Origin of the sequence: Citromicrobium sp. JLT1363 (assembly GCF_000186705.1) — a bacterium.
Taxonomy (GTDB): domain Bacteria; phylum Pseudomonadota; class Alphaproteobacteria; order Sphingomonadales; family Sphingomonadaceae; genus Alteriqipengyuania.
Genome location: NZ_AEUE01000002.1, coordinates 14,301 through 27,456 on the forward strand (window position 1 = coordinate 14,301; position 13,156 = coordinate 27,456).

The 13,156-nt window shown below is 62.5% G+C and carries 14 protein-coding genes; all 14 read left to right on the top strand.

Annotated features, from left to right (window positions below):
- The first annotated feature begins 10 nt into the window (after window positions 1-10).
- Window positions 11-547 (top strand): DapH/DapD/GlmU-related protein, encoded by a 537-nt coding sequence (locus ADAD_RS0102445; RefSeq protein WP_010408853.1) that lies wholly within the window; start codon window positions 11-13, stop codon window positions 545-547.
- Window positions 548-577: 30 nt separating this feature from the next.
- A complete protein-coding gene (locus ADAD_RS0102450) occupies window positions 578-1,444 on the top strand; it encodes a hypothetical protein (RefSeq protein ID WP_010408854.1) in 867 nt (288 codons plus the stop codon).
- A gap of 53 nt (window positions 1,445-1,497) precedes the next feature.
- Window positions 1,498-2,727 carry a hypothetical protein gene (locus ADAD_RS0102455; protein ID WP_158005184.1) on the top strand — a complete coding sequence of 410 codons (1,230 nt, stop codon included), beginning with the start codon at window positions 1,498-1,500 and terminating at the stop codon, window positions 2,725-2,727.
- A gap of 174 nt (window positions 2,728-2,901) precedes the next feature.
- Window positions 2,902-4,188: an O-antigen ligase family protein gene (locus ADAD_RS0102460; protein WP_083825547.1), complete on the top strand. Its 1,287-nt coding sequence runs from the start codon at window positions 2,902-2,904 to the stop codon at window positions 4,186-4,188.
- Between the two features lie 14 nt (window positions 4,189-4,202).
- Complete coding sequence (locus tag ADAD_RS16950) at window positions 4,203-5,171, top strand: hypothetical protein (protein WP_010408857.1); 969 nt, start codon at window positions 4,203-4,205, stop codon at window positions 5,169-5,171.
- A complete protein-coding gene (locus ADAD_RS16955; protein WP_010408859.1) occupies window positions 5,168-5,611 on the top strand; it encodes an acyltransferase in 444 nt (147 codons plus the stop codon). The genes ADAD_RS16950 and ADAD_RS16955 overlap by 4 nt, the downstream gene beginning before the upstream one ends.
- A 154-nt stretch (window positions 5,612-5,765) precedes the next feature.
- Complete coding sequence (locus ADAD_RS0102475; RefSeq protein WP_010408860.1) at window positions 5,766-6,743, top strand: NAD-dependent epimerase/dehydratase family protein; 978 nt, start codon at window positions 5,766-5,768, stop codon at window positions 6,741-6,743.
- Window positions 6,744-6,758: 15 nt separating this feature from the next.
- Entirely contained in the window at window positions 6,759-7,358 is a 600-nt protein-coding gene (locus ADAD_RS0102480; RefSeq protein WP_010408861.1) for an acyltransferase, read from the top strand.
- An 88-nt stretch (window positions 7,359-7,446) separates the two neighbouring features.
- On the top strand, window positions 7,447-8,178 hold the full coding sequence (locus ADAD_RS0102485; RefSeq protein ID WP_010408870.1) for an FkbM family methyltransferase: 732 nt from the start codon (window positions 7,447-7,449) through the stop codon (window positions 8,176-8,178).
- Entirely contained in the window at window positions 8,171-8,965 is a 795-nt protein-coding gene (locus ADAD_RS0102490; protein WP_010408872.1) for a WecB/TagA/CpsF family glycosyltransferase, read from the top strand. Before ADAD_RS0102485 ends, ADAD_RS0102490 begins: the two co-directional genes overlap by 8 nt.
- Before the next feature lie 11 nt (window positions 8,966-8,976).
- The gene (locus ADAD_RS0102495; RefSeq protein WP_010408874.1) at window positions 8,977-9,948 is read left to right on the top strand and encodes a GDP-L-fucose synthase family protein; all 972 of its coding nucleotides are present in this window, start codon (window positions 8,977-8,979) and stop codon (window positions 9,946-9,948) included.
- Between the two features lie 121 nt (window positions 9,949-10,069).
- Window positions 10,070-11,137: a Gfo/Idh/MocA family protein gene (locus ADAD_RS15430; RefSeq protein WP_010408876.1), complete on the top strand. Its 1,068-nt coding sequence runs from the start codon at window positions 10,070-10,072 to the stop codon at window positions 11,135-11,137.
- Window positions 11,134-12,027, top strand: coding sequence for a hypothetical protein (locus ADAD_RS0102505; RefSeq protein WP_010408886.1), 894 nt, complete (start codon window positions 11,134-11,136; stop codon window positions 12,025-12,027). The genes ADAD_RS15430 and ADAD_RS0102505 overlap by 4 nt, the downstream gene beginning before the upstream one ends.
- Entirely contained in the window at window positions 12,024-13,154 is a 1,131-nt protein-coding gene (locus ADAD_RS0102510) for an NAD-dependent epimerase/dehydratase family protein (protein WP_010408887.1), read from the top strand. The genes ADAD_RS0102505 and ADAD_RS0102510 overlap by 4 nt, the downstream gene beginning before the upstream one ends.
- The last annotated feature ends 2 nt before the right edge of the window (window positions 13,155-13,156 follow it).

A 13,156-nucleotide genomic window follows, 5' to 3' on the forward strand; every position in this document is an offset into this window, starting at 1 on the left:
GTCGGCAGGCGTGAAACGCATCCTGCTCAAGCTCTGGATGGTTGAATCCAATATTCGCGGGACGATGCGCCTGTCGAAATGGTTTCACTACAAGGTGCCGATCTTCGGACGGGCGATCTCGATGATCCTCGATCGGTCGCTCTTGCTGCGGTACGGCTTCGAGGTGACCTCCTACAGGGTCAACGTGCGCCAGTTGCAGGCCTCGCACCCCAGTGGCGTGCTGCTCGGCGGCAATGGCATCGTGTCCGACGGGCGCGTGGCGATCATGTCCGGTGTTAAATTCGTCGGTCCCTCGCCGGACAATCCGCGCTATCTCGAACGCCATCGGACAGGCGACGTATTCCGCTTGGGCGACAATGTCGTTATTGGGGCGAACTCGGTCGTGGTCGGTCCGGTTGAGATCTGCGACAATGTGGTGGTCGGCGCCATGTCGCTGGTGAACCGTTCCATTACCGAACCGGGCACCTATGTCGGGATCCCGGCAAAGCGGATCAACGACGAGGTGCCCAGCGATATCTGGGTCTCGCGCTCGGGCGCAACGCAATAGTCGCGATTGTTGGCAAGGGATGTAACTGTAATGGCAAATACGGTTTTGTACGACACCGCCAATTTCCTGCGCTGGCGGCTTGTCCCGGTGCGCAAGCTGACCAAGGTGAAGAACAAGCTGGTTGGCCGTGCCGCTCCACCACGGCGTTCCGTGTCGTTCGATCCCGTCCGGCTCGAACAATTGCAGACAAGCGGCTGCTGCCCCGCCCTGCCGGTCGACCCCGGCGTGGTCGGGGCGATCCAGGAAATATACCTGCCGCGTGCGGAAAAGGTCGTCCCCACGGACAAGGGGCACCCGTTCACCAACATCATGCCGCCGGAGGACTTCAACGCGGACAATCCCGTGTTCCGCCTCGCCTTCTCGGACGACATCCTGAATGCGGCCGAGGCCTATTTCGACGGCAAGTTCTCCTTCGCGAGCATCCAGGTCGTCAGGTCGTTCCCGACCGAGGGGCCGCTGCGCGAGAGCCAGAAGTGGCACAGGGATTACGGCGACAGCCAGTCGCTACATTTCATCATGTATCTCAATGATGTAGACAGCGACGATGGCGGCCCCTTCGCCTATATCGACCGCGCGAAGAGCAAGACGGTGAACCGTTCTCCGATCATCCGCCGCCTGACGGACGAGCAGATCGCGGGCGAGGTCGGCGACGATGAATACGAGCGCTTCTACGGCAAGGCGGGCGATGCGATCCTCGTCGATCCCGCAGTCTGCTATCATTTCGGAAGCCGCTGCAAGACGCCGCGCACGGCCATTTTCATCACCTTCAACACCCATGTGCCCTATACCGAGATGATGCAGCCGCTGGGCAGCAACCGGGCCAGCGCAGCCCAAGCCGCGCGCAAGGTGCGACCGGACCTGTCGGACGAATACATCGATTCGATCCTGCAGGTGTGACCGCTCCGGGCAGGCCCGCAATTCCGGCAATGATGAATTCTCGCGCCGCGTTCGTGGCTGTCGGACTTGGCGTGAGCGTGCTCACGCTGCTGCGCGGCGTCGTGCTGATGACCGTGCTCGCCTACGACGATCTGGGCCTGGTCGCGCTGGTCCAGTCGGTGATCCTGTTTTCGGGGCTGATGCATTTCGGCCTGCTCAACGGGGGGTACCGGCTGCTGTGCCACGCAGGGCCCGGGTACAAGCAGCGCATCATCGATCTCGCCTACACGGGATTCGGCGCGATCGGCGCGGTGATGGCGCTTGCCGCAGCCGTCATATCCTTCTGGCTCGATACCGATCTGCATCGGCTCATCGCGGCGCTCGCCGCGATTGCCGGATTCTGCACTCTGGTGCGGTCCTGGATGACGAACGAAATGGTGGCGGCAGGCCGGCTGGGCGCGGTCAATCTGGTGAATGCGGTCTCGATGTTCGCCTCGCTGGTGGTACTCGTCCTGCTCTACCCGGGCGTGTCGTCGATCGACCCGGCCCTCGTCGCTGTCATCGCGATGGCAATCCAGCCGGTGCTGTTCGTCGTGCTGTCCTTCGCCACCGGCGCGGCATTGAGACCGCGCCGGCTCAAGATGTCCCGCCGCCTCGCAGGGATCATCTTCTCTGCCGGGTTCACGCTGTTCCTGACAGGTATCGCGATCCAGCTGATGAACCTCATGGAGCGCAGTTATGTGCTGAGCGAGATCGGCCTCGAGCCGCTGGGGCGGCTGTATCTGGCATTCCTGTTCCTGACGCTGTTCCAGCTCGCGCCCAACCTGATCCAGCAGGTGTTCCTTCCGAACATCGTCAAGCACCGCAAGGCCCGTGATACGGCAGGCGTATCGCGAGAGCTCCGTCATCTGCTGGCGATTACCGTCGCCTATTCGTTCGCCGCGATCATCGCGCTCTGGCTCCTGGCCGAGCCGCTGCTCGGGCTGATCCTCCCGCAATATGTGGCGGACCTGCACTGGGTCTACCTCATCATGCCCGGGCTGATCGCATTCAGCTTGTCATCGCCCTTCGCGCTGACCTTCAACGTGGTGATCGATTACACCTGGTACATCGTGGCCTATGGGGCGGGCATCGCCCTGACCGTTGGCGCCTTCGGCATCGCCCTGATCGCCGACACGCCTTTCAGTCTGGATGGCGTCATGATCCTGCGCAGTGCGATCTACTGCGTGATGGCGATACTGCTTGTCGCAGGCTGGTGGCGCGTGTCCCGCCGCTATCCCGAATTCCGCCTGACAGTCCGCTAGCGACTGGCGCCTTGCTGCCTGCGGACCGAGCGTGTACGCGCCAGCCGCGAGGGACTGGACGGGCGAACGACACGACATGCCGCACTTTCCGAAATGCTGCGTCCTGAATAGCGTCCCGGATGCGGCTGGCGGTCACCGGGGCACGCGCTCGGCCGCGAGGGGAGACGCCCGCTGATGGCCCGCGCCATTTCCCGCCCCCCATCCCCCGCCGCCAAGAGCGAAATGAAGCGGGAACGCTTCAGGTTGCGGATCCGGCAGGTTGCCCTGTTTGCGGCCATCCTGATCTCCGGCGGGCTCAGCGTTATTCCACGCGAGCCACTCTTGCTGCTGGTGCTGGTGGCCTGTTGCTGGCTCGTGAATCCGATGCGGATGTTCAAGACCGAATTCGCGGGCATCTGGATCCTGCTGGCGGCCACGATCGCTGCCGCGCTGATCGGGGGGCAATCATTCCAGCTGGGGGCCCTCGCGATCCGCTTCTCAAATTTCCTCGCCGGCATAGCCCTGCTTATGGTCTATATCGATCGAAGGCCCGGAACGATTGCGAGCGATCTTCTGCCGATCTTCAGATTCTTCGGCGTTCAGGCGGTCCTGACACCGATCCTGGCTATTCTGGTCCCGGGATTGTTCTGGACCTTCAACGTAGAGAACACGACCTATCACACGCTGCTCTATGTCTTCACCTATCATGAATTCGTGGATACCGGCGCCATCTTCAAACGGCCGGACGGATTCTTCTTCGAACCGGGCGTCTTGCAGATATACCTCAACGCCTACCTCTTCATCGCCCTGTTTCTGCGGCGCTTTTCCATTTACGACGTGGGGTTGGCGGCTCTCGCGGTCGTGGCCACGCAATCGACCACGGGGGCGGTGATCCTGGTTCTGCAGGTTGCAGTGGCCTATTTCCGCTGGCTGCAAACCGCTGAACGCGTGCAGAAGCTTGCGGTCGTCATCATCGCGCCCCTCGTGCTGCTGCCGGTGGCGGGTTACACCACCTACAACCTCGTGGAGAAGTTCTACGGCCAGTTCAGCGGCTCCGCCGAAGCGCGCGAATACGACCTGCGCACAGGCCTGAATGTCGTGATGGAAAAGCCGCTGACCGGGATCGGCTTCGATTACGAGTACTACTTCGACGTTGCCGAGCAGGTGGGCTACCGCGATGTCGAGCTTTCGCGCGACAACATCACCGAACGATCCAACAGCAATGGTATCGTGACGCTGCTTTATTCCATAGGCATTCCCCTGAGTCTGGTCTTCCTGTGGGGGACTGCCCGCCAGCGCCTGTTCCGGCCACGATGGCTGTTCGGGGCTCTCATTTTTCTGTCGATGACATCCGAGGCCCTGTTCCTGCAGCCCTTCACGCTGATGGTCGTCTTCAGCGGCCTGCTGATCCCCGACCGTAAAGGAAGAGCCCGCCGGACCTATCGCCCGTCCGCCGGCCGACCGGTCAGCACGCAGGCTTGAGGAAGGCAGACCCGATGCGCCCCAGAATCCTTTTCATCGGCATCGATTTCTATGCCTATGTCCGCGAGATCCGCGCCGCGTTCGAACGGATCGGCTACGACAGCGATTTCCATCCGATCGAAAGCACGGATTTCTGGAGCAAGACTGCCAAGAAGTTCGCTCCGGGCCCCTACCAGAAGCGGCTCGATGCCTACCACGCGCGCCTGATCGAACAGAGCGCGGCGACGCGTTACGACATGGTCCTGTTCATCCAGGTCCACCATATGAGCCACGCGAACATGGCGCGTCTGCGCGAGGTGCAGCCGCAGGCCCGCTTCGTGCTGTACAACTGGGATTCGCTGACCACGCACGATTACCGGCCCTACGCACCGTTCTTCGATTCGATCTTCACCTTCGATCCCGACGATGCCCGGACGGCGGACGTAACCTACCTGCCGCTGTTCGCCATCCCGCCCTTCTACAAGGTGGATCGCAGCCGCCCGAAGGATCTCGATCTCTACTTCGTGGGCGCGATCGGCTCGCTCGCCCGGTTCGAGGCGCTGGAGAAGCTGCATGCCTTTTGCGAGAAGGAAGGCCTGCGCACCCATTTCCACCTGAAATGCAGCCCTGCAGTGAAGCTGATGCTGAAGCGCAAGGGGAAGAGTCTACCCGGGATCACGGGCGAATCGATGCCTTTCGAAGGCATCATCGATCTGATCGAGCGTTCGCGCGGCACCTTCGATTTCGCCAATCACGCGCAATCGGGCTACACCATGCGGCTGATCGAGAACATGGCGGCAGGGGTGAAGGTGGTGACGGAGAAGACCCGGATCGAAACGGAAGACTTCTATCGCGACGACCGGTTCCTGACGATCCGCGATCACGACCTGTCGGCGGTGCCGGAATTCCTCGCCAAGCCGATCACCTCGCAGCTGGATGTCGAGCAGTTCTCTGTCGACAACTGGGTGCGCCAGCTCGTGCAGCCGCAGGAGACCGGGGCATGAGCGAGGAAACCAAGGGCTTTCGGCAGGCAATCGCCAAGCGGGTGCAGTGGCTGCGCTGGTACAGGTACAAGATGGCGGGGTACGACATTCACCCCAGCTGCGAGATCGAGCGCGGCCTCAATCTCGATCGCTATTTCCCGCAGGGCATCCATGTGGGGGCGCACACCATCCTCACCTCGCGCGTGACCATCCTCAGCCACAAGCTGGTGCCCAAGAAGAGCCTGGGCCGCTACGACGGCGAAAAGGTGCACACCTATATCGGCGAATGGTGCGTCATCGGGATCGGCGCGGTCATCATGGGCGGCGTGCGCATTGGCGACGAATGCGTGATCGGTTCGGGCGCAGTCATCACGAAGGACGTACCCTCGAATACGATCATGGCGGGCAATCCGGCACGCGTGGTGCGTGAAGGGATCGAGATGGAAGACATCAAGCTCTAGTCCACACAAGGCTGCCCGGTTGATTCCCGGTCCCACGTTGCTATGCGGCTAGCGGATTTTTCGACGACAGCATTCCCCGTTTACAATCGAGTATTCTGCACGGACGAAGTGCCTGCATCGCGGGGCGGCTGGCGACATTGAGAGGATTTGAGACATGCAGAAGACCGCCCTTGTATGCGGTGCCGGCGGGTTCATCGGCGGGCATCTGGTCAAGCGCCTGAAGAACGAAGGCTTCTGGGTGCGCGGTGTCGACCTCAAGTTCCACGAACACGCCGAAACCGAAGCGGACGATTTCGCCATCGGCGATCTGCGCGACCAGCGCTTCGTGCGCGAAGTGGTCGATCAGCGCTTCGACGAGGTCTACCAGCTGGCCGCCGACATGGGCGGTGCGGGCTACATCTTCACCGGCGAGAACGACGCCGACATCATGCACAATTCGGCGACGATCAATCTCAACGTCCTCGACGCGTGCCACAAGCGCACCATCAAGCGCGTGTTCTATTCCTCGTCCGCCTGCATGTATCCCGAGCACAACCAGCTCGATCCGGACAACCCGAACTGCGTCGAGGATTCGGCCTATCCGGCAAATCCGGACAGCGAATATGGCTGGGAAAAGCTGTTCTCCGAACGGCTCTACCTCGCCTACAACCGCAATTACGGCATGGAAAACCGCGTCGCGCGCTATCACAACATCTTCGGCCCGCTGGGCACCTGGCAGGGTGGCAAGGAAAAGGCGCCCGCCGCGATGTGCCGCAAGGTCGCCATGGCCGAGGACGGCGGCAAGATCGAGGTCTGGGGCGACGGCAAGCAGACGCGCTCCTTCCTCTATATCGACGAATGTCTCGAGGGCACGACGCGCCTGCTGCGCTCCGACTTCGAGGGGCCCGTCAATATCGGCTCGGACGAGATGATCACGATCAACGGCCTCGCCGAAATGGTGATCGACATTTCGGGCAAGGACGTGGGGGTCGAGAACATCCCCGGCCCGCTCGGCGTGCGCGGGCGCAACTCGGATAACAACCTGATCCGCGAAAAACTCGGCTGGGCCCCGTCGCAGACCCTGCGCGAAGGTATGGAAAAGACCTACGCCTGGATCTCGACCGAAGCCAAGCGGCGCGACAACCAGCGCTGACAGGCAAACGCGGCAATGCTCCATTTCCGCATCCGCGACTTTGTTTCGATCCTGCTCTACCGGCTGCTCGCGCCGTTTTTCGGGCGGCTTGGCAAGGGCGTGCGGATCGTCTGGCCGCTGCGCATCTTCGGTGCGAAATTTTGCGAGTTCGGCGATGGCGCCGTACTGCAGTACGGCGCCTACCTCGCTGTCCTGAAAGAGCATGAAGACCCGCCGCTGCTGCGGATCGGCGCCCGCACCATGATCGGCAATCACAGCCATATCGTGGTGACCAAAAGGGTCGAATTCGGCGAAGGCGTGCTGACCGCGGATCGCCTGTTCGTCAGCGACAATGGCCACGAATTCGCCGACCCCACCGTGCCGATCCTCGATCAGGGCCTGCGCCAGCTGGCCGAAGTGCATATCGGGGACGGGTCCTGGATTGGCGAGAACGTGTGCATTTCGGGGGCGTCGATCGGGCGTAATTGCGTGATCGCCTCGAACAGCGTGGTCACGCGCGACATTCCGGACCTGTGCGTTGCTGCCGGTGCCCCGGCGCGGATCGTCAAGCGCTACTGCCAGACACGCAAGGCGTGGCGGCGAACCGATGCGGACGGCATCGTGATCGAGGAATAGCGGCGAACTCGCAGCCGCTTGCGCGCGGCATTGTCAATCCGGCACCCCCGGGTTACTGGCACGCCGACCTAAAAGGCGGGGACTTTTCATGAGCGCTAAGAAGAAGCTTCTCGGGCTGGCAAACAGCCTGATCGCACCCACTGGCGTGCAGCTGTACCGCAAGGGCGTCGACATGGAATCGGTGCTGCGGCAGGTTTCCGGCTGGAACCACGGCATCAACTCCGTCCTCGATCTGGGCGCCGCGAAGGGCGACTGGAGCCGGATGGCGCTCAAGCTGTTCCCGAATGCGCAGTTCGTCGGGGTCGACCCGCTGGAGGAGCGCAAGCCTTTCCTCGACAGGCTGAAGGCGGAAAATCCGCGCTTCGATTACGTGCAGGCAGTGGCCGGCAAGGATGACGGCGGCACGGTGGAACTGGCGGTGACGCCCGATCTCGACGGGTCCACCATCCACGGCAGCGAGGGCGAAATGCGCACCGTTCCGGTCCATTCGGTGGACGCGGTGGTCGAAATGAAGGGTCTGAAGGGCCCGTTCTTCATGAAGTTCGACACGCACGGGTTCGAAAAGCCGATCCTCGAAAGCGCGGAAAAGACGCTGGAGCAGACGAAGTACATCGTGATGGAAGCCTATAACTTCCGCCATTCGCCCGACACGCTGCTGTTCCACGAAATGATCGCCTTCATGGAAGAACGCGGCTTTCGCGTCAGCCACCTGGTGGACATTCTCAACCGCCCCACGGATGGCGCGCTGTGGCAGATCGACCTGTTCTTTGCGCGCAAGGACGATCCGATCTTCCGCAGCGATTCCTATCGCCATGGCTGATACCGCGCCCGCCGCAACCCCGGACCATGCGCGCCCCGACCAGTGCGTCGAGGCGATGGGCTATGCGGTCTATAACGAAGACCTCGCGCTGATTCCGCTACGCCGTCCGTGCTCCACGATCCAGACGATCAGCCCGATCAGCTACGGCAACGCGACGAAGGACGAAACCTATCGCAAGGCGATGCAGCAGGCCGACTACCTGTGCCTCGACGGGGTCTATTTCGGCCTCGCCAGCGTGATCCTCGACGGCAAGACGATGAAGCCCAACCAGGGGCCCGACATTTTCTATCACTTCATGGAGCGGCTGCAGGAAAAGAAGGGCCGCGTGTTCTTCCTCGGTGCGTCGCCCGCCACGCTGAAGAAGATGGAAGAGCGCACGCACCGCGACTATCCCGATGTGGAGGTCGCCAGCTATTCGCCGCCGTTCAAGCCCGAGTTCACCGATGAAGACAACGACGCGATGATCGCGGCGGTCAATGCCTTCAAGCCCGACGTGGTCTTCCTCGGCATGACCGCACCCAAGCAGGAAAAGTGGGGCTACCTCCACCGCGACCGGCTGGATGCCAGCATCGTGGCGGCGGTCGGCGGGGTGTTCGACTGGTATGCGGGCAACCGCAAGGAAATCCACGCCTTCTGGTGGAAGATCTACATGGCCTGGCTGATCCGCACGATCGACCGGCCCGAACTGCTCAAGCGCTATCCCAAGATCGGCCTGTTCTTCTGGCACCTGATGCTGGCGCGCGTGGGAGTGAAGAAGCACCCCGAATTCGACGACGGCAGGGGCTGAGGGCCCCCGCGGTGGCGCTGGGCGAGACTTACGACCTGACAGGCAAGCGCGTGTTCGTCGCGGGGCATCGCGGGCTGGTCGGCTCGGCGATTGTCCGGCGGCTGGCGCGCGAGGACTGCGATGTTCTGACCGCACCGCGCCGGGCGCTCGACCTGACCGAGCAGGCGGCGACACGCGAATGGTTCATCCAGCAGCGGCCCGATGCGGTGTTCCTCGCCGCCGCGAAAGTCGGCGGGATTGGGGCGCACGAACAGGCGCCGGCGGATTTTCTGTACGAAAATCTGATGATCGAGGCGAACGTGATGGAGGCCGCGCACCGCAGCGGTGTCGGCAAGCTGCTGTTTCTCGGGTCCTCCTGCATCTATCCCAAGCATGCAGACCAGCCTCTGCGCGAGGATGCGCTGATGACCGGGCCGCTCGATCCGATCCACGAAGGCTACGCCACCGCCAAGATCGCAGGGCTCCGTCTGGCACAGGCCTATCGCAAGCAGCATGGGCGCGATTTCATCAGCGCCATGCCGACCAATCTCTACGGCCCGGGCGACAATTTCGGCCCCACCACCAGCCATGTCCTGCCCGCGCTGATCCGCAAGGCGCACGAGGCGAAGCTGGCGGGCGATGCAACAATGGAGATCTGGGGCACGGGCTCGGCGCGGCGCGAGTTCCTGCATGTCGACGATCTCGCCGACGCCTGCGTGTTCCTGATGCGCGAATATTCGGACGACAGGCTCATCAATGTCGGTTTCGGGGAGGATATTGCGATCCTCGATCTGGTGCGGCTGGTGAACGATATGGTCGGCTACACTGGCGAGATCGCCCACGACCGCACGAAGCCCGACGGAACGCCGAGAAAGCTGATGGACAGCTCCAGGCTGAACGCGCTCGGCTGGCGGCCGTCGATCGGCCTTCGGGAAGGCATCGCGCAGACCTACGAATGGTTCGTGCAAGAGCTTGAAACCGGGCGCATCCGCGACCTGTCGTAGTGGCTTCAGATCGCGCATCTCCCCAGCCGACTCGGTTTGACTTGAAGCCCCAAGGCACTAGAAGGCGCGCGTTCCCCAGCCGGGGCCGAACGGCCTTCTGAAACCACGGACGGACATTCCCATGACCTCTCCTCTCAGGCTTGGCATCATTGGCGCCGGGCGCATGGGGATTACCCATTATTCCATCGCCAACGCGCATGACCATGCCGCCATCACGGGCGTTGCCGACCCGTCCAAGCTCGTCACCACGATGCTGGGCAAGTACGCGAAGGTCGGCACCTACAAGGATTACAAGGGCCTGCTGAAGGGCGAGGAGCTGGACGGCGTGCTGGTCTGCACTCCGCCCGCCTTCAATCCGGACATCCTCGACGCGGTGCTCGAAGCGAAACTGCACGCCTTCGTCGAAAAGCCCTTCATGCTGAACTCCGCCGACGGCGCGCGGTTCGCCGCCGGGTTCGACGCGGCGGGGCTGGTCAACCAGGTCGGCTACGTGAACCGCTGGAACGACATGTTCACCAAGGCCAAGACTTTCGTGGACGACGGGCTGATCGGCGAACCGCTGCGCTTCCGCAGCGAGATGTTCAGCGGCACCATCATCCGCGATGTAGGCGAGGCGGGGTGGCGCTCCACCCACGCCAATGGCGGCGGCGCGATCTACGAGATGGCGAGCCACGCGATCGACCTGATCGGATACTTCTTCGGCGCGCCGGACCGGGTCGGCGGCACCAGCCTCTCCAAGGTCTATTCCAAGCAGGTGGAAGACATCGTCAGCTCCAGCCTGTTCTACGACAACGGGCCGAGGGGGGGCCTCGCGGGCACGCTCTACGTCAACTGGTCCGATGCAAGCTATCGCAAGCCGACCAACAAGTTCGAGATCTTCGGCAAGGGCGGCAAGATCCAGGTCGACCAGCACGGGATGAAGGTGTTCCTGGCCGAGGCGAACGAGGCCCACGACCTCAAGCAGGGCTGGAACCAGATTTATATCACCGACGTGTTCTCCAGCGTGCCCTTCTACGTGCGCGGCATCGAATATACCGCGCAGCTGTTCGACTTCATCGCGTCGATCCACGAAGGCAAGCCCGTGCGCTGCACCTTCGCCGATGCGACCGCGAACCTGCGCGTGATGGAGCAGCTCTTCGCCGACGATGCGGCCCAGAGAGCCGAAACGCGGGCGGGAGACGCGGCATGAGCAACAACGGACCAATCGACCGCATCGTATTCGGCGATAACCAGTTCTTCGGCATCAACCACATGAGCCAGGACAAGGCGCAGGAACGTGCCGAACGTTTCGCCAAGCTCGACAATATCATGCAGGTCTACGACCACGCCATCGAGGCGGGCGTCGAGGGCATCATGCTCAACAGCAATGACCGAGCGAAGGGCATCTGCGACCGGTTCCGCGCTGACAAGGCGAAGTACGGCCACCTCAAATGGTATCCGTCGATCCCCTACCCGCACAAATACGCGGCGATGGTCAACGACAAGGGCATGGTCGGCGCGGCGCAGGAAATGCTGTTTGCCAAGGGCGCGAAGTCGGCACTGGGCAAGATGGTCAGCGGCGGCATGGCAGTCGCCACGCTGGATGCAGTGAAGCTGATGAAGATGCTCGTCGATCAGGAGATGGAGATCTATCACGATCTCGATATCCGGGTGGTCTTCCTGCAGAACATCATCGTCGACCTGATGCTGGGCTACGACGTGGCAGAGCCGTTCGTGGCCTATTGCCAGCACATCCGTAAGAAATACGGCGCCTATCCCGGCCTCATCACGCAGAACCTGCCGTTCCTGCGCCGCAAGCTGATCGAGTGGGGGATCGAGGATGTCGTGATCTGCGCCTCGATCAACAAGATCGGCTACCTGATGTCGCCCGGTGTCGAGGAATACGAGGCCGTGCTGGCAGAGAACGACGGGTCGAAATACCCGGTCATGGCCATGTCCACGCTGGCGTCGGGGGCTGTGCCGCCCGGCGAAGCCTATGATTACATCAACAAGCTGAACGTGCAGTCGGTGGTGTTCGGTGCGTCTTCGCCCGGCAATATCCAGCAGACCGTCTCGCTGATCGAAGGCGCACCCGCATGAAGGTGCTGATTACCGGCGGCGCGGGCTTCATCGGATCGCGGCTCGCCGCGCGGCTGGCCGAAAAGGGGCACGAGATCACCGTGCTCGACAACCTGCTGGAGCAGGTTCACGGCGACGATCCCGAGCAGTCCGAAGGCTATCGCGCGGTCGCGGAAACGACCAACTTCATCCGCGGCACGGTGACGGATCGCGCCACGATGGAGCGTGCGCTGGAAGGTCAGCAAGCGGTCGTCCACCTCGCGGCGGAAACCGGCACCGGCCAGTCGATGTACCAGATCGAGCGCTATTCGGACGTCAATATCGGCGGCACGTCGCTGCTGCTCGATATCCTTGCCAACACCGAACACGCGGTGAAGCGCGTCGTGGTTGCCTCCTCGCGCTCGATCTACGGCGAAGGGCGCTACCGCGCGCCCGATGGCAGCTACGTCTACCCCGATCACCGCTCCGAAGCCGACATGCAGGCAGGCGAATTCGAGGTGAAGCAGCCCGGTGTCGATGGCCCGCTGGAGCTGGTCGCGACCGACGAGGAATCGAAGATCCACCCCAGCTCGGTCTACGGCATCACCAAGCAGGTGCAGGAACAGCTGGTGATGACGGTGTGCCCCTCGATCGGGATCGAGGGTGTGGCCTTCCGCTACCAGAACGTGTTCGGGCCGGGCCAGTCGCTCTCCAACCCCTATACCGGCATCCTCTCGATCTTCTCGAACCTGATGATGCAGGGCAAGCCGATCAACATCTTCGAAGATGGCGAGGAAAGCCGCGACTTCGTGTTCGTGGACGACGTGGTCGAAGCAACCGTGCTCGGCGTCGAGCACCCGGCAGCGGCGAACGAGGTGTTCAATGTCGGCACCGGGGTTCCGGTGACCGTGATGACCGTGGCACACACGCTGTCGCGCCTGCTCGAAGCCGATGTGCCGATCGAGGTGAGCGGCAATTTCCGCTTGGGCGATATCCGGCACAACTACGCGGATATGACGAGGATCGGCGAAAAGCTGGGCTTCACTCCGGCCTATGATTTCGAACAGGGCATCGCGCGCCTGGCGGCATGGGCGAAGGCATCGGGCCCGCAGGCCAGCTCTTACGAGGAAAGCCTCGAGGAAATGCGCCGCAAGGGCCTGATGAAGTAACC